This window comes from Natronoglycomyces albus (assembly GCF_016925535.1).
GTDB lineage: Bacteria > Actinomycetota > Actinomycetes > Mycobacteriales > Micromonosporaceae > Natronoglycomyces > Natronoglycomyces albus.
Genome location: NZ_CP070496.1, coordinates 900556 through 918028 on the forward strand (window position 1 = coordinate 900556; position 17473 = coordinate 918028).

The 17473-nt window shown below is 61.7% G+C and carries 14 protein-coding genes and 1 tRNA gene; 8 read left to right on the top strand and 7 right to left on the bottom strand.

The window, feature by feature from the left end:
* Positions 1-53 precede the first annotated feature (53 nt).
* Complete coding sequence (locus JQS30_RS03755) at positions 54-1547, top strand: IMP dehydrogenase (protein ID WP_213172060.1); 1494 nt, start codon at positions 54-56, stop codon at positions 1545-1547.
* 1129 nt (positions 1548-2676) lie between these two features.
* Here the strand turns inward: JQS30_RS03755 and JQS30_RS03760 are convergent.
* The 3 genes from JQS30_RS03760 to JQS30_RS03770 all read right to left on the bottom strand — a co-directional run bounded on the left by JQS30_RS03760 (position 2677) and on the right by JQS30_RS03770 (position 5430).
* Positions 2677-2749 (bottom strand) — tRNA-Trp (locus JQS30_RS03760).
* A gap of 34 nt (positions 2750-2783) precedes the next feature.
* Positions 2784-4193, bottom strand: coding sequence for an MFS transporter (locus tag JQS30_RS03765; protein WP_246498034.1), 1410 nt, complete (start codon positions 4191-4193; stop codon positions 2784-2786).
* Between the two features lie 127 nt (positions 4194-4320).
* On the bottom strand, positions 4321-5430 hold the full coding sequence (locus JQS30_RS03770) for a flavin-containing monooxygenase (protein WP_213172061.1): 1110 nt from the start codon (positions 5428-5430) through the stop codon (positions 4321-4323).
* Positions 5431-5506: 76 nt separating this feature from the next.
* On the opposite strand from JQS30_RS03770, the gene JQS30_RS03775 reads away from it, so the two are divergent.
* Together JQS30_RS03775 and JQS30_RS03780 are read left to right on the top strand one after the other, a co-directional pair.
* On the top strand, positions 5507-5875 hold the full coding sequence (locus JQS30_RS03775) for an ArsR/SmtB family transcription factor (RefSeq protein WP_213172062.1): 369 nt from the start codon (positions 5507-5509) through the stop codon (positions 5873-5875).
* Between the two features lie 150 nt (positions 5876-6025).
* Complete coding sequence (locus tag JQS30_RS03780; RefSeq protein ID WP_213172063.1) at positions 6026-6958, top strand: aldo/keto reductase; 933 nt, start codon at positions 6026-6028, stop codon at positions 6956-6958.
* A 79-nt stretch (positions 6959-7037) separates the two neighbouring features.
* Here JQS30_RS03780 and JQS30_RS03785 read toward each other — a convergent pair whose 3' ends face one another.
* The 3 genes from JQS30_RS03785 to JQS30_RS03795 form a co-directional block, all read right to left on the bottom strand.
* The gene (locus tag JQS30_RS03785; RefSeq protein WP_213172064.1) at positions 7038-7880 is read right to left on the bottom strand and encodes a MetQ/NlpA family ABC transporter substrate-binding protein; all 843 of its coding nucleotides are present in this window, start codon (positions 7878-7880) and stop codon (positions 7038-7040) included.
* A 178-nt stretch (positions 7881-8058) separates the two neighbouring features.
* Positions 8059-8712 carry a methionine ABC transporter permease gene (locus JQS30_RS03790; protein ID WP_246498035.1) on the bottom strand — a complete coding sequence of 218 codons (654 nt, stop codon included), beginning with the start codon at positions 8710-8712 and terminating at the stop codon, positions 8059-8061.
* Positions 8712-9497, bottom strand: a complete 786-nt coding sequence (locus tag JQS30_RS03795) for a methionine ABC transporter ATP-binding protein (protein ID WP_213172065.1) — start codon at positions 9495-9497, stop codon at positions 8712-8714. Before JQS30_RS03795 ends, JQS30_RS03790 begins: the two co-directional genes overlap by 1 nt.
* Before the next feature lie 244 nt (positions 9498-9741).
* Between JQS30_RS03795 and JQS30_RS03800 the strand changes: the two genes are divergently transcribed.
* The 3 genes from JQS30_RS03800 to nudC all read left to right on the top strand — a co-directional run bounded on the left by JQS30_RS03800 (position 9742) and on the right by nudC (position 13531).
* Positions 9742-11052: a M16 family metallopeptidase gene (locus JQS30_RS03800; protein ID WP_213172066.1), complete on the top strand. Its 1311-nt coding sequence runs from the start codon at positions 9742-9744 to the stop codon at positions 11050-11052.
* A gap of 20 nt (positions 11053-11072) precedes the next feature.
* On the top strand, positions 11073-12398 hold the full coding sequence (locus JQS30_RS03805) for a M16 family metallopeptidase (protein WP_246498126.1): 1326 nt from the start codon (positions 11073-11075) through the stop codon (positions 12396-12398).
* Between the two features lie 281 nt (positions 12399-12679).
* Positions 12680-13531 carry an NAD(+) diphosphatase gene (gene nudC / locus JQS30_RS03810; protein WP_213172068.1) on the top strand — a complete coding sequence of 284 codons (852 nt, stop codon included), beginning with the start codon at positions 12680-12682 and terminating at the stop codon, positions 13529-13531.
* Between the two features lie 515 nt (positions 13532-14046).
* Here nudC and JQS30_RS03815 read toward each other — a convergent pair.
* Positions 14047-14286, bottom strand: a complete 240-nt coding sequence (locus tag JQS30_RS03815) for a mycoredoxin (RefSeq protein WP_213172948.1) — start codon at positions 14284-14286, stop codon at positions 14047-14049.
* Positions 14287-14453: 167 nt separating this feature from the next.
* On the opposite strand from JQS30_RS03815, the gene JQS30_RS03820 reads away from it, so the two are divergent.
* Entirely contained in the window at positions 14454-16607 is a 2154-nt protein-coding gene (locus JQS30_RS03820) for an ATP-dependent DNA helicase UvrD2 (RefSeq protein WP_213172069.1), read from the top strand.
* Between the two features lie 216 nt (positions 16608-16823).
* Positions 16824-17249: a hypothetical protein gene (locus tag JQS30_RS03825; protein WP_213172070.1), complete on the top strand. Its 426-nt coding sequence runs from the start codon at positions 16824-16826 to the stop codon at positions 17247-17249.
* Positions 17250-17473 lie beyond the last annotated feature (224 nt).

Below are 17473 nucleotides of genomic sequence, written 5' to 3' on the forward strand. Positions count from 1 at the left end.
ACCAACATTGAACTTCAACTCATCCACAAACGTATCCACAAGGGAGCTATGCGGTGGCGCATATCATCAATGAGGTCTCACGTACGTTCAACGAGTTCCTGCTACTACCGGGCCGCACACGCAAGGACTGCTCGGTGCAGTCAGTGGAGGTGTCCACTCCGCTAGCGCGCCATCGCCTCGGTGAACCCTCACCGCTCATACTTGGCACCCCGGTCACCTCAGCGATCATGCAATCGGTTAGCTCGCACGATCTGGCCATCGCACTGGCCCGCGCCGGAGGCCTGTCGTTTCTGTACCACAACCAACCCATCGAGGACCAGGCCGCGGCCGTACGTAGGGTCAAGACTTTCAAGAGTGGGTTTGTCACCAGCGACACCAACGTTCGGCCCACCGATGCTCTCCGGGACCTGGTGGAGCTTATGGAACGCACTGGACATTCCACCGCCGCTGTCACCGAGGACGGTACCGCCACCGGGACCTTGCTGGGCATGGTCAGCAAACGCGATTTCCACCCCCAGCGTCATGACCTTGACGCACCGGTCAGTAGCAGGATGCGACCCATCGACTCCGTACCATCGGCCAAAGGCGACATCACCCTCACCGAGGCCAACGACCGGCTGTTCGATGAACACTTGGACGTCCTGCCCGTCCTCGATCACGAGGGACACCTGCACCGGCTGATCTTCCGATCCGACTATGAGGACAACAAACGATTCCCTCACCAACTCGTCGATGCCTCCAAACGCCTGCGCGTGGGCGCGGGCGTGAACACACACGACTACAAAGACCGCATCCCCGCCCTCGTGGACGCAGACGTTGACGTGCTGTGTTTCGACTCCTCAGACGGGTACTCCGACTACCAAGCCGACGCACTCGCCTGGGCCAAACAACACTACCCCCACACACCTATCGGTGGGGGCAACGTAGTCGACGCCGAAGGATTCGACTTCCTCGCCCAGGCCGGAGCCGACTTCGTCAAAGTCGGCGTCGGAGGAGGATCAATCTGCATCACCCGCGACCAAAAAGGAATCGGCAGAGGACAAGCCAGCGCCGTGCTCGATACCGTCGCAGCCCGCGACCGATACGCCCAACAAACCGGCATCTACGTGCCGATTTGCTCCGATGGCGGCCTCGTGCATGACTACCACATCACGCTAGCGTTGGCTATGGGCGCTGACTTTGTCATGATGGGCCGCTACTTTGCCCGTTTCGACCAGGCACCGGGCGCGAAGATCCCCACCAAGGAGGGATTCGTTAAAGAATACTGGGGCGAAGGATCAGCCAGGGCAAGGAACTGGCAGCGTTACGGGCAAGCCACGAAGATGCTCTTCGAAGAAGGCGTCGACGGATACGTTCCCTACGCCGGAGACCTCCACGAGGGCCTGGCCAGCACCCTAGCGAAGATCAAAGCCACTATGGTCTCATGCGGAGCATCCAACATCCCCGCTTTCCAAACCGGAGCCCGACTCACGCTCGTATCCGAGCAAAGCTTCCAAGAAAGCCACGCCAACGTCACCATCCGCGAAACCACCGGCACCACCCACTGAAGGCGCTAGTTCTCGCCTCGATCACCCGCAGCCAGTCGCACACGATGCTGACGATTGGATACCCATCTAACGCGCTAGGTCTCGCTGAGAGCGCGATTGTCTCCTCGGCTGTGCTTTCTAGGCACGATTCACCTGATGCACTTTCGGTTGAGGGAACAGTGTGCCTGGTTGCGGTTGTTGCGGCTCCTAGAGAGGGTCGCGCATAGGCTAGGTCGTGACGGCAACTGTTTGTGGACCGCGTTTGGGCCTACAAATGTGGCTATCCATCGAGTCGTTACTGCTGATGAGATCGGGCAGCCACGTAAGGCGATCGCGTTGGCTCGGGCTCATTCGCTTGTGGGGCAGGTTGATGAGGCCGTTGCGGTCTTGACCGTGGCTGAAGCTGGGACCACAGAGCAAATTCGAAACCATTGCATGCGTAGGCAACTGGTCGGCACGTGGCTTGATGCGCATGGGCACAACTACAAGGTAGTGTCGCTTGCGCAACGGATGCACGTGAGTCCGCGTAGATACGCACATGGGGAGTTGCGACAGTGCCAGTTCAGGCAACGCATGATGAGTCCGGTCGCTTTGCTCGGGCGAGGGCTGCCTCTGGTGCTCTGATTCGAAACTAGGCCGGTGAGGTGCTCATCCTGCCAGTCCCGGTGGCTAGCCGAAGGGGTTCCGGCTGCCCGGGTCGCACAGTGGGCAGGGCACTCGGTGGACACGCTCTTGCGTGTCTACGCCCGATGCCTCGATGGCACCGAAGAGGCCGCAATTAGACGAATCACCAACTAGACAACGACAAAACGACAAAAAGGCGGGGCCGCAGCAATTGCGGCCCCGCCCTTTCACTTCTATGGGCAAAGTTTCGGGCGCGACCAGTACCGCGAATCCAGCACAAAAGCGGCCTCAAGATCCCGCCAGAACGCCATAAAACAGACAAATCACAACATGATGAATATCACTGTCGGACCGGGGGTTTTTGTCCCTGAATGCGAAACCCGGCAAAAATCCGACAAAAAATGGCCCTACAGGGCCGGATTCAGTCGTTTCAGCCGGACAAACCGGACGCAGCCGTATGTCCACAAAGAACAATACCTGACCAACAAAAATGCTGGTCAGGTATGTTTTTCCTGCTAGATTATTGCAGGGGCGACAGGACTCGAACCTGCAACCCTCGGTTTTGGAGACCGATGCGCTGCCAATTGCGCCACGCCCCTTTATCACCACATGTGTTCTGCGGCTGAAGCTATCTTACGTGCCGTTGGTTTCGGGCCGCAACCGGGTATGGCGGGTGCGGCCCAGCCGGCCGAGACGACCTAAGCCGAGCGCCGACTCTTGCCCGCTTTGGCCACCCCGAGCTGGAAACCGAGCGAAATTAAGTCGGGAACCTCTTCCCGCAGAACCGATGCGAAGGGGAGCGTTTTGATCGCTTTCGAAGGCTGATGCCAGCTGGCCGGGGGCTGTTCGGCGCGCGAAATACGTGGCGAGTACGGCCAGGAACGCCGCAGCGATGCCTACAACTCCGAGCCACCCAAAAAGCGCCGAGTATCCGTTCAGCCACGAGGCGATGACCGTCCCCGCCCAGGGCGAAATGGAGATGGCCAAGGTGGATGGCAGGCTGAAAATCCCATACCGGAGCCCAAAGCCACTGGTTCCCCAACGGTCGGCCACCGCAGTGGCCTCCAACAATGTAAAGGCGCCTCTGAGCGCACCGGTGAGGAGAACCAGCGCCATGACCGCGCTGACTGGCGAACTGACAAAGCCGATCGCGGATGTGGCGATCCCTCCGGCGATGAGAACGCCCGCCGTACGGCCGGTGACGCTGGTGTGTTTCACCAGGGTTCCGTAACCCAAACGTCCCAGCACTTGGCCGAAACCGGACAGGCCCAAGGCCCATGCCGCGACCGTCACACTCATGCCTTGCTCTTGCAAAAGCGGCACGAGACAAATGAGGGCCGTGAATATCGCGAAGGCTCCAAGGGCGAAGCTGGCGGCTAGGATGATGAACTGCGGCGTGCGAGGAAGTCGATCACGGTGCGCTTGGCCACGGGACGGGGCAGGTGGGGGCTGCCACGGGGACCGCAGGCAGATCGCGTGGAGGGGAATCGTGATGGCGGCCAAGGTCAAAGCCAGGACGAGATAGGTTTCGCGCCATGTCAGGTGCTGCATCAATGCCGCAGTGACAGGGGCGAAGACGGTGCTGGCCAACCCTCCCGCGAGCATCAAAATCGTCAATGCCTTGACCCGACCCGCGCCGAACCACGCCGTCACCGCCGCTACAGCTGGCTTATAGAAGATCCCAGCTTGAGCCACGCCGCAGCCTATCCATGCCATCGCGAACCACGCTGGTGACCCGGCGAACGACACGACCGCCAGGGATGCCACCGCCAGGACGGAACCGGTGGTCATGACTGGCCGGGGTCCCCAGCGGTCGAGAAGCCTTCCGACGGGGACCCCGGCCAGAGCTGACGTCGCCAATCCAGCTGAGAAGGACCCCATGATCGCCGGGTATGACCATCCGGTGTCGGTGGCAATGGCGGTGGCCAACACCGGGAAGGCATAGAAGACGATCCCCCAACTGGTGATCTGCGATAGGCACAGGGCGATCAGCGCCTGTCGATGCGGATGGGCGGTGGTGGCCCTACGGCGGGTTGGTAGCACTGGGGTCCTCAGAAGTCGGTCTCGGGCGCTGCTGGTGGTCAAAGGGGTGGGGAAACGAGTAGCAGCCGCGCACGGACTGGAAGTCCGTGCGCGGTCTTTGCCGAGGTGGGCGAGCCAATGTTGTGAATTAGCCCAGTGGCACTTGGATGGCTGTGGGAAGCGACCACTCTTGGCGTACCCACGCGGCGATAGGTTTCACCACGTGATGGGCATCGTGCATGACTCCGCGCACGGTATTGGAGGCGAAGGACCGCTGTGCCTCGATTCCCAGGTACCCAAGCCCGGGGTGAGCCAGCGAGAGCCCCGCCGAGTGACGCGGATGATCGTTCTCATCGAGCGCGCCCAAGCCTCGCAAATAGCCCAGGTTGGGGCGGTAGCCAGTGGCCAGGATGACGGTGTCGACGGGCTCCCGGGTGCCGTCGGGCCACACGATCGAATCCCCTTCAAAATGAGTGAACATGTGCCGCACATCCAACAGGCCGGAGTCAAAGGCCTCTTGGTAGTTGCCGATGTCGATGGTCAACCCCTGCGAGAGCAAGGACACCAGCCAGGCGGCAGGGAAGTGGTCGAGGCCGTCGACCAGCCTGTGGTGCAGGTCGTCGCCGTCTTGCCGTTGCGGTACCAGCGATATGGGTTGTCGGCTGGCAATGGTGGTTGTGGCATGGTGAGCCAGCTCGACCCCGACTTGCACGGCGGAGTTGCCTCCCCCGACGACGATGACGCGTTGGCCGGCGAACGGGGTGGGCTCTCGGTAGTCGGACACGTGGATGATCTGGCCTGGAAAGTCAGCGCTGCCGGGGAAGGTGGGAACGTGTGGATTGTTGAAGCTGCCGCTGGCGGCGATGAGTCCCGGGGCGCGCAGCTGGTCTCCTTTGTGGGTGTGAACGATGAAGGCACCGTCCTCTTGCGTCACTGAGGTGACCTTGACCGAGGTGTGGATGTCGGCGGCCAAGGACTGGGCGAATTTTTCCAGGTAGTCGGCGATTTCGTCGCGGGTGGGGTACCCGTCGGGGTCGCCTTCGAGGGGGTGCCCGGGGATGGAGCTAAAGCGTCGGGGCGAGAAGGCTCGCAGGCTGTCGTAGTACCTGGGCCAGGACCCGACGGCCCGGTGGGTGGCTTCGAGGATGAGGGGGCGCAGCCCTACTTCTTCGGCGGCCTTGGCGGCGGTGAGGCCAGATTGGCCGCCGCCAACAATGATGAGGTCGTGATCGTGCGATCGGTGGTGTGAAAGGTTCATGAGCCGATCATATCGTCATTTAAGAAAATGACGATATGAAAAAGTGGTGAGCCGCGCCATAGTGCATCATGGAAAGATGAACAGTGATGACAACAAGTTCAGCCCCCACCTGCAACGGTTTATGAAAGCCCTCGCCAGCCAAACCAGGCAAGACGTCATGTTTCTGTTCAATGACCGCGAAGAGCTCACTGTCACCGATGTGGCCAACCGCCTTTCCCTAGCCCAATCCGCCGCATCGGTTCACCTTTCCACCTTGCGCGAAGCGGGCATCCTCACCAGCCGCCGGGAGTGGAAAGCCGTCTACTATCAAGTGAATCCGGACGGCATCTTCAACAACCTCGACGAGCTGCGCGACTACCTCATGGCCTGTTGCCCACCGGATGCGGCGCAACCTGAAGACGAAACCCAACCCGCCCAGGCCCACGACTGCGGTTGTCACAGCTAATACGATCTGGCAACAGATGCGCGAATCACGTCGCGACAACCCTGCCTTGGCTCACCAGGCGGAACCACTCGATGCCAGTACCCGGGGAAGCCACCACAAGGCGCAGCCTTGATAGCGCGTACGTCACCTTTTGCCAACCAGGAGGCACCGATGAAGACCTTCCTCATGCCAGGCACTCACATTCAGGCACCCAACATTGTGCTTGGTTTGATGCGTATTCAGGACAAGAGCGACGAAGAGGTTCGGACCCTGGTGAGGACGGCCATCGACGCGGGCATCACGTTCCTCGACCACGCCGACATCTACGGCGACAAAGTCCACGGATGCGAACGACGTTTCGCCGAGGCAATGCGGCTGAGTGCCTCCGAACGCGACCGGCTGACCATCCAGACCAAGACCGGCATCGTCAAGGAGGGGCCATACTTCGACTTCTCCTATGAACACATCATGGAGTCGGTGCACGATTCGTTGCAGGCGTTGCAAACCGACTACCTCGACATCCTCTTGCTACACCGGCCTGACGCCCTGGTCGAACCCGAAGAGGTGGCGCGCGCTTTCGACGAACTGGCCACTGCGGGGAAAGTTCGTGCCTTCGGCGTCTCCAACCACACCCCGCGCCAAATCGAGCTACTGCGCCGATGGGTGCGACAGCCGCTAGTGGCCAACCAAGTCCAACTGTCGATCACTCACGCCCCATTGCTGGCGCACGGTATCGCGGCGAATATGCAGGGACTTGACCAGTCGATCAGCCGTGACGATGGACTCATCGACTATTGCCGCCTGCACGAGATCACCATCCAAGCGTGGTCCCCATTCCAGTCGGGGCTTATCGACGGGCCCTTCCTCGGCTCGGACCGATACCCCGAACTCAATAACGTCATCGACCGGCTCGCGGCGAAGTACGAGGTGTCGCCGTTGGCCATCGCCACCGGCTGGATCACCCGCCATCCTGCCCAGATGCAGGTCGTCATCGGCACCACCTCCCCTCAGCGCGTCACAGCGGCCGCGGCGGGTTCGCAGGTGAGGCTAACCAGGCCCGAGTGGTACGAACTATTCCGCGCCGCCGGTTACACCGTTCCTTAGCGCCGTGACCCCACGAACGCAAAAGGGGCCTTGAAACCTGAGGTGACAACAGATTCCAAGGCCCCTAGTCGGACCGGGTTTAGCTCGCCGGCAGGATCGAACCGTCCGACCAGTTCTCCTCGATGAACTGCTTGACCTCATCGGAGGTCAGCAACTGCGCCAGGGTCACAATGCGCTCATCATCCTCGTTGCCGTCCAACACAACCAGCAAGTTGGCATAGGGGTTGTCGTCACCCTCCTCCAAGAACAGCGCGTCTTCGGCCGGGCTGAGGTCGGCCTCGATCGCGTAGTTGCCGTTGATGACGGCCGCGTCGACGTCGTCCAACGCGCGCGGCAGTTGGGCGGCCTCGATCGGCTCAATGTCGAGGTCAAACGGGTTCTCCGTGATGTCGTCGACGGTGGCGGTGGAACCGGCGTCCTCGGCCAGCTCCAGTAGCCCCGCCGACTCCAGCAGCGCCAACGCCCGGCCCCCGTTGGAAGCATCCGAGGGGATGGCGATCTGGTCGCCTTCGGAGATGTCGGCGACCGCGTCGTACTCGGCCGAGAACAGGCCCAGCGGTTCGATGTGGACTGCGGCGACGCCGATCAGATCCGTGTCGTTTTCGGCGTTGAAGTCCTCTAGATAGGGCTGGTGCTGGAAGAAGTTGGCGTTGATGTCGCCATCTTGGACGGCCGTGTTCGGAGTGATGTAATCGGTAAACGGGCGAATGTCCAGTTCCAGCCCGGCATCGGCCGCGAGGTTCTCCTGCACGAACTCCAAAATCTCCACGTGCGGGCGCGGGCTGGCTCCAACAATGAGCGGGTCGCTTTCGTCCTCAGACGCCGCGCCGCCTCCATTTCCGCAGGCAGCCAAGGCCAGCAGCGTGCTGGCGGTGATGGCTCCGGTGGTGAGAAGACGTCGAGAACTAAATGGGTTTCGCATGGTTTTTCTCCTTGTGAAGGTGATTATCGGGTTTGGTTTCACGTTGACGCCGAGGGCGCGAGAACGCCCCTGGTCCTCGTGCCCGTGCGCGTCAGGTCACGGTGTGTAGTGTAGTTGGCTGGTTTGAGTGAACGGTGATTGCGCGCATGTGGCCAATGGGCCGTCAGTGGTGGAGTTCCTAGCGGCGGTCCAGCACCCGGGAGGAACGGTCCCCCAGAGCCTGGAACAGCTGCACCAAGATGATGAGAATCGCGATGGTGGCGATCATGTACTCGGTTTGGTATCGCAGGTAGCCGTAGGTGTAGGCCAGGTTGCCCAGGCCGCCCCCGCCGATGGCTCCGGCCATGGCCGAATAGCTTGTGATCGCCACGACGGTGACGGTGAACCCACGGATCAGACCAGGAGTGGCCTCCGGCAAGACCACCCGCCACACGGTCGCCCCGACGGTGGCGCCCATGGCGCGCGAGGCCTCGGTCAAGCCCGGCTGTACTTCCAATAGCGCCGCCTCCACTAGGCGGGCGTAGAAGGGAATGGCGGCCACAGCCAAGGGCACGATCGCCGCAGTGGTGCCGATGGTGGTGCCCACCAGCGCCCGAGTGAAAGGCAGAATCGCCACCATCAGAATGATGAATGGGGCCGATCGTCCCAGGTTGACGATGATGCCGACCGGCCAGTTCACCACCCGCAGCGGTTTGAGGCCCGATGGCGAGGTCACGTAGAGCAACACCCCGAGCGCCACCCCACCCAGAAGCGTCCACAAACTGGCCATACCGACCATGTAGAGCGTTTCGTTGGTCGCGTCGATGAGGTTGCCGCGCATGATCGGATCCATTAGGCGACCCCCTCGACAGCGGCTTCGTCGATCGCCTCGACGCGGTCCTCACCCAATAGCCGCGAGGCAAGGCGGCGTGCGCTGGAGCCCAGGCGGCTATGCGGGTCGGCCAGGAGCGACCTAGTCTGGCCCTGTTCGACGAACCGGCCCGCCTCCATGACAGCGGCGTGGTGGCAGATTCGGGTGATGACCTCTAGCTCGTGGGTGATCAACAGGATCGTCAGGTTTAGGGTCTGGTTGAGCTCGGCGAGCAAGTCCAGAATCTCGTCGGTGGTGTCGGTGTCTAGTGCGCTGGTCGCTTCGTCAGATAGCAGCACCTTAGGTTCCGAGGCCAGAGCGCGAGCGATCGCGACCCGCTGACGTTGGCCCCCGGAGAGCTGTCCGGGGTAGGCGCGGGCCTTATCGGCTAGCCCTACGAGGTCGAGCAGTTCCATAGCGCGGGCCTGGCGCTGATGGCGCCCGACGCGAGCCAAGCGCAGCGGTAGCGCCACGTTAGAGACGACATTGCGGTTGTTGAGCAAGTTGAAGTGCTGAAAGATCATGCCGATGTCCGAACGGGTGCGCCTCAGGGCGCGGGCCGAAAGGGTCGTCACGTCCGCTCCGTTGACGTATACCGCGCCTTCGTCGGGGCGTTCCAGCAAATTGACGGTGCGCAGGAGGGTCGACTTTCCGGCGCCGGATCGTCCCAGAATGCCGAAAATGTCGCCCTCGGGCACATGGAGGTCCACCGCGTCCAAGGCAATGGTGGAACCGAAAGATTTAGAGACACCGCTGAGGTGGATCATGAAGAAGTCTGTCGCTTTCGAACGAGAAATCGCACATTAAAGAAAGCCGCTTTGGGGCGCGGCGAAAGAAGAGACCGTGGGCCCTCAGACAGACATTCGGCAGCACATGGCGACGCGGACGGCCATGCCGTCACGAAGCGTCGAGTGCTGCAAGATGTTCACGTCTTTCAGTGAACCATTCACTGGCACTTAAGCCAAGTATCTGTGAGCAACACCGCAAGCGGGACTGAGCTAGGGTGCAGGCATGACGGATTCTCCTGCGACGATTCCGGTCGCTGCATTCGAAGTCGAGCAGTACCGCATGCCCAACGGTCTGCGGGTGGTACTGAGTCCCGACCGTAGCGTCCCCGTCATCGGGGTGGCGGTGGTATACGACGTCGGGATTCGTTCCGAGCCCGAACGCCGGACCGGCTTTGCTCACCTCTTTGAACACATGATGTTCCAGGGCTCGGCCAATGTGGGCAAGACCGAGCACATGAAGCTGGTGCAGGGCGCAGGCGGCATGTTCAACGGCTCCACTCACATTGACTACACCGACTACTACGACGTCATGCCATCCAACGGGTTGGAATTGGCGCTGTTCCTCGAAGCCGACCGGATGGCCGGTCCAGCCATTACCGAAGAAAACCTTCTCAATCAAGTCAGTGTCGTAAAGGAAGAGATCCGAGTCAATGTCCAAAATCGCCCCTACGGCGGTTTCCCGTGGATCACCTTCCCGCAAGTGATGTTTGACACTTTCCCGAATGCGCATGACGGCTATGGATCATTTGCCGACTTGGACGCGGCTACGACCACCGATGCCCAACAGTTCTTCGACACCTTTTATCCGGCCAGTAACGCCGTTCTCAGCCTCGTGGGCGACTTCGACCCGGCCGAGGCGACACGCCTGATCGACAAGCACTTCTCCCATATCGATTATCGCCCCAAGCCACAGCATCCGGCTTTCGACGAACCGGACCTGACCGTTGAGCGCCGTTCCTCCTATACCGACAAGCGCGCCACTCTTCCGGCGGTAGCGGTTGGTTGGCGTATCCCCGATCCCGGTATCGACCTCGACGCGGCCCTGCCCTATATCGTCTTGGGCGACTTGCTCACCGACGGCGACGCATCCCGCCTCAAACAGCGCATGGTGCACACCGACCGCAATGTCACTGCCGTTGGTTCCTATGTGGGCCTGATGGGAGAACCGTTCGCCACTCGTGGACCCACCCCATTCCTCGTGCGGGCGTTTCTTCCACCGGACACCAGCACCGACACCATCTTGGCCTCGCTACAAGAGGAGCTCGGACGTATCGCCGAGGATGGCCTCAGTCTTGGGGAACTGCGCCGTGTGCAGGCCAAGATCGCCACGAGAGAATTGCGCCAGGACGACTCGATCCCGGGCCGCGCCCAACGCCTGGCCACAACCTCCACCTTCCACGGCGACGCCTCCGAGGCCAACACCTTCGCCCGCCGCATTGCTCGAGTCACCGCCGAGGACATTCGAGCCGCAGCGGCCACCTTTACCGAGAACCGCCGCGCCGTCTTGGAAGTCATTCCCGGAGGCCGTTCATGAAGGAGACCAGCGTGACCACCATGATCCCCCAGCTGGCACCCGAAACACCGCTGGTTCTGCCCGAAGCCGTCTGTCGGGTGCTCCCCGGAGGCATCAGCACGACCGTCGTACGCCGAGCCTCGGTGCCGATCGCCGAGATGCGCCTATCGATTCCCATGACCCACATCGAACCGGCGCTGGCGGACCTCTTGGCCTCCACGATCACCAATGGCACCAAGCGTTCGTCGCTGCGTGGCATCGCCGAACGGCTCCAAAGCATCGGCGGATCTTTGCACGCGGGTAGTAGCCCCGATCAACTGTCCATCTCCGGCTTTTGTCTGGCCAGCCAGCTGCCCGCCTGGCTCGATATCCTTGGCGAACTTCTCACCGAGGCGACGTTTCCCGCCGATCCCTTCCATGTGGAACAAGAACGTATCAGCGACTCGATTTCGGTGGCTGAGCAGCAACCGGACTATCTGGTCAATCGGAGGCTAAACCACCGGCTGTGGGAGGGGCATCCGTATGCCCACCAACACCCCTCGGCCGGTGAGATCAAGGCTGTCACCCGGGATGACGTCGAGAAGCTGTACCGCGAACGAGTCCACCCCGACCGGGCTCGTCTGGTCGTGGTCGGCGACATCGACGAGGCGACGATCTTCGATCTTCTCACCGACAAGCTGGGAGCGTGGGTTGAGAACGTCACCGATGAGGTCGTCGTCTCCGACCCCATGCCGCCGTTGCCGCAGTTCGCGCCCAGCGGTATCGAGATCGTTGACCGGCCCGGCTCCGTCCAATCGGCGATTAGGGTGGTGTTTCCCGCTATCGACCGACGTCATCCCGACAATGCCGCTCAGCACTTGGCCAACCTCATCTATGGCGGGTACTTCTCGTCGCGGCTCGTGCTCAACCTGCGCGAGGAGAAAGGCTATGGATACACCCCGCGCTCGATCATCGATCATTCACCCGCTGGTACCTACCAGCTCATTCACGCCGATGTCGCCACCGAGGTCACGTCGCTGGCGTTGCGTGAGGTACACCATGAGCTGCGGCGTATGGCCGAGGAGACGGTGGGGGAGGACGAACTGGCCAAAACCCGCCAATACGCGCTGGGCGCGTTGAAGATCGGTACGTCCGCCAACTCCAGTTTGGCGTCGTTCATCTCTAGTCTGGCCTCGTGTGGACTGACGCTTGACTATCTAGCTAGCCACACCGAGCGACTCCTAGCCGTTACCCCGGCCGATGTGCGGCGGGTGGCCCGCGAACGCCTTAACTTGGACCGCTCTGTCACCGTCATCCTGGGGGAAGCCGAGTCGATCGAAGCGCCGTTGCGCGCTCTGGGAGATGTGACGGTTGCACAGAGCATCTGACCGAGTCTGCCGACACCTGCAGGTGACCTCACTGGAGTCTCACTGGTGAGGCCACTCGTTTGGGGGCGACAATAGGAGGATGCGCGCGGTATGGCCCGCTCGGTGTCTACCGGCACGGGGGGACCTGTGCCGGGCGGCGGTAGCCGCCGGTGGAGCGGGCTGCCCTGGGGCCGGTCTCGACGGCTCGACCGGTAACAGTGTCGCGGTGGCTACACCTGAGGCGCTCACTATGGCAGCGCACTGAAGCAAGCGCTCTCACTTTCGAACCTGAAGGAACAACGGTGATCCCACGTCTGTCTCGCAGCAACGTTGACCGCAACGCGTTGCACCGCGGTGATCCGGTCTGGTTGGCTGAGGCCTGGCAGCGTTCTCATATCGTCCAAGTCGATCCCGCCCGGAATGCGGTGGCTGCCACGGCCTCCGGGCTGAGGCTCATCCGCGCCTCGGATGACCTGCCCGCTCGTCGCATCTTCCTGGGGGGCGACGAAGAGCCCTTCTTCGCCGTCATCACTGATCTTCCCGAGGGGTTGCATCTGCGCCAAGCCCATCGGGGTTGGACCGATCGCGACCTAGGCTTGGCGGCGCAGGCGTTGGCGATGGCGCAGTGGCACGAGAATCACCGCTTTGACCCTAAAACGGGCGCGAAACTGGAGCCGGGTTTGGCCGGATGGGAACTTCGAGCCGATTCCGGTGTCGTGTACCCGCGTACCGACCCGGCGATCATCGTGCTGATTGACGATGGGCAGGACTCGGTTTTGCTGGCGCGTAACGTACGGGCCAAAGAGGGTCGGTATGCCTGCGTCGCGGGTTTTGTGGAGCCGGGGGAGTCGGCGGAAGCGGCGGTCCACCGCGAGGTCGCCGAGGAGACGGGCCTGGCTTTGGACCGGGTGGAATATGTGACCAGCCAGCCGTGGCCGTTTCCGTCGCAGTTGATGTTGGCGTTTTCGGCGACGGCCGATCCCGGCCAGGAGATTGTTTTGCAACCCGATGAGTTGGCTGACGCACGCTGGTTTACTGAGGCTGAGGCGCGCGAGCATGTGCGCGGTCGTCCCGATGTCGGTTGGCGGGGGCTAACAGATGTGTCGGTGGCGCGTTTCCTTATCGACCGTTGGCTGGCGGGCCGTTCCTCCTAGCCACGGGCGGGGCGCGCAAGAGCTTGCAGGCGTTGCAGCCAAGGGTGGGCTAGGTGCTTGCGAGGCTGAGATCAGTGGACATTTACTGGTCCGATCACCCGATCATGCGGCCGCTTCTGGAGGGGAAACCAGGTTGAGGGCATAAGAATCGCCCCGGCACCGAAGTGCCGGGGCGGACGCTCGGCGGCCACCCCTCGAAGCCGCCGAGCTAGCTTGATGCATCAAGTAGAACTTAGTCTACAACCTCATGCTCTTAATTGCGACCACCAGGGCCGAGTGTGGCGTGTATCAATATTCCCAGATCAATCACGGTTTATCCGGTATAGACAGCCGTGTCGCGCCAGCGATGACGGTGAGTTATATCAGAAATTTTCTCAGTGATCAAAATTGGTTGATCGAGGGGGCAAAAGGGTGCTTTCGTGGCGAAGGGAACGTCCACGCGGAGTCAATGTCGGCAAGCGACCGCGCTCGGCGGTCCCGCGAACAAGACCGCGAGAAAAATTTCTCCAATATTGCTACGCCAACGAGGCAAGCCGTTCCTTCACCTGAGCGACCGTCGGGTTCGTCAACGACGAATCATCGGAGAAACGCAGCGTCGGCACCGTCTGGTTGCCCTCGTTGGCCTCCAGGACCCACTTCGCGGCGTCCTCATCGTGTTCGATGTTGACTTCCTCGAAATCAATGCCCTCTTTGGCCAGCAAGGTCTTCAATTGGCGGCAGTAACCGCACCAGGTTGTGGAATACATGGTGATCATGTCCGCCTCAACGACCAGCGCGCATCGGGTATTCCGACCCGAGCCACGGATGCGGGCTTCATCACGTCGGCGGGCCGAAGACATTCGCACAGACCAGGGCACTGAGGAGGCGGTGAACCCGCACAAGCCTCCGGGGCGACGTCGGTCTTCTCTGCGACAATGAACCGGTGACTTCTCGCGCCGACAACCTCGAAGCCCTCATCTCCCACTTGGACGCCGAGCAACGGCAGGCAGTCTGCGCCGAACCCGGCCCCGTGTGCATCCTGGCTGGAGCCGGAACCGGGAAGACCCGCGCCGTCACTCACCGCATCGCCTGGCGTGTCCTGCGCGGCGACCTGCGCGGCCAGCACGTCACCGCCGTGACCTTTACCGCCCGCGCCGCCGGCGAACTACGCGACAGACTGCGCACCCTTGGCGTCAGCGGCGTCAACGCCCGCACCTTTCACTCTGCGGCCCTGCGCCAACTGCGATACTTCGGCCCCCGACACTTCGCCGGCGATGTCCCCGAACTCATGAGCTCGACCGTGAAATTCGTCGGCATCGCCGCGGCCCGCGCGGGAGTGCGCACCGACCGGGCCAAAAACTTCGACCTCGCCACTGAACTGGAATGGGCCGCCTCCTCACTCATCTCGCCCGACACCTATCTGCAAGACATCGCCAAGCTCGGACACGAAGCCCCCATGGACGCCGCGGACGTGGCCAAGGTCTATGCCGCCTACGTCGAAGGCAAACGACGTTCCGGCGTCATGGACTTCTCCGATGTCTTGGCCCACACCGCCGAACTCATCGAGAACGACGATGCCACCGCGGAACGAATCCGCAACCAGTACCGCTTTTTCGTCGTCGACGAGTACCAGGACGTCACCCCGCTGCAACAACGCCTGCTCGACGCGTGGCTGGGCGAACGCGACGACCTTACTGTGGTCGGCGATGCCAGCCAGACCATCTATTCCTTCACCGGAGCCACCTCTAGCTACCTCTTGGGCTTCACCCGCCGCTTTCCCAAAGCCCAGTTGATCCGCCTCGTCCGCGACTACCGCTCCACCCCGCAAGTGGTCGAGGTCGCCAACCGCGTCATCGGCGCCTCACAGGGGCGGGAGGCAAAACTACGGCTGGAACTGATCGGCCAGCGGGCCAACGGCCCCGAAGTCTGTGCCGAGACCTTTGCCGACGAATCCGAGGAAGCCGACGCGGTAGCCCGGCGCTGCGCCAAAATGGTCGCCGACGGAATCTCCCCGTCTGAGATCGCCATTCTCTACCGCACCAATGCCCAGTCACAGGCCTATGAAGAGGCGCTGGCGGCTCTGGGGGTGCCCTCGGTGGTGCAGGGGGCCGAGCGGTTCTTCGAACGAGCCGAGGTGCGGCAGGCCATGACGGCCATGCGTTCGGCTGTCAATCATCCCGAGATCATCGAGGCCCCGCTGAACGAGGCGGTGCTGATGTCGTTGGAGGCGATGGGCTGGCGTCCCCATGCCGTTCCCGCAGGCGGGGCGCAGCGCGAGAAGTATGAGGCCGTGGCGGCGCTGGTGCGTTTGTCCGAGACCTTCCAGGTACAGGCGGAACGGGCGGGTCAGACCGCGAGTTTGGAGAGTTTCTGCGTTGAACTGACGCGCCGCGCCGCAAGTCAACATGTGCCAACGCTGGAGGGAGTCACCTTGGCGAGTCTGCACTCGGCCAAGGGCCTGGAGTGGGACGCGGTGTTTTTGGTCGGGATGGCCGAGGGCACTCTGCCGACCACGTACGCCAGGACCACGGAGGCTTTGGAGGAGGAACGGCGCCTGCTCTATGTCGGTATTACCCGCGCCCGAGTCTGGTTGCAGTTGTCGCTGGGTCTGGCCCGGAATCCGGGTGGGCGGGCGCGGCGAGTCAGTAGATTTCTCGCGCAATTGAATCTGGCGGGGTTTCCAAAGGCGGAGGCACTGCCCGATAAGCCCGCGTCGAAAAAGCGCGCTAAGGCGCGACCGGTGTTGTGCTCGGGTTGTGAAGCGCCACTGACCGAAGCGCGGAGCCGAAAACTAGGGCGGTGCGAAGATTGTCCTTCCACGATGGACGAAGAGCTTTTTGACCGGCTTTCGCAATGGCGTTTGCAAGTGGCCAAGGCGACGGGAAAACCAGCCTTTACGATCTTTACCGATGTGACGCTGATCGCAATTTCGGAGCATTCTCCGCGTACCGATACAGCTCTTTTCGCGCTCCATGGCATTGGCAAGTTCAAGATGGACAATTTTGGTGAGGCCGTGTTGTGCCTGGTGAAGAACGGAACCGTCGAAGAGGCGCTAGCGCTCACCCCCGGGCTCAGTCCAGATGATGAGACGCCGTGAAGGGGCGCCGTGAAAAAATTCTTCAAAATGCCGAGAAATTAAGTTGCACGGGTATCAAGCGAGGCGTAATCTGGCGAATGTCAGGGACGCGCAAGCGTTGTCTGCCCATCGTGGCCAGTCCTCATCGGAGTAAAATCCGGCAAGGCGCGCACGTGTGAGCAAAGCTGACAAAACTGTCCGACTAGCATTCGATGCTTCGAAAGGAGGCGAGTAGCAATGACTTCCATCATCACAGACACAAGCGGTCTGCGGACTTCCCAGTCCGTTGACAGCCGTTATGTCGCCATGCTGCCTGCCTCCATCACCGCATCGGGGATTCCAGCTTCGGAATCCCGTTCTCGTGCGCTAACCGCGCCGACGGGCGTTGGCATGGCTGCTAAGCCATGCGGCACCGTGCTGGTCGAAAAAGTCTACGACGTTGATCTGCGTAGCACTGGTCAGGCTTCCTGCGCAGCAGTGCGTCTTCTGCCGATCGCTGGTGTCTTCGCGGGCACGGGTGTGGCTGGAGTCGAGCTGGTTCAAGGCGTCACCGGAGTCGACGGGACCAAAGTGTCTCACCCAGTGCGTACGAATGATCGTAAGGCAGTCAACAGCGGGATTCCGCCTCGAAAAGGTCCACCAGATTGGGTTAACTCACGTTAACCCACTCGAACCTTTCGAGGCCGCGACTCCCGCCCCAGGGATCGCGGCCTTTCTGTTTGTGTGGACCGTTCTCTTGGAGAACATCCTCAGACGATGCGTTTGTTAACCCGAACGTGTGCGGCTAGCTCGCTTGGCCGTCGATCTCACACATGAAGCACGGAATCGGCCGTGCATCACCAAGGCCTTGAGTCTTTTAGCAGTTCAGGGCCGAAATTTCGAAAAAG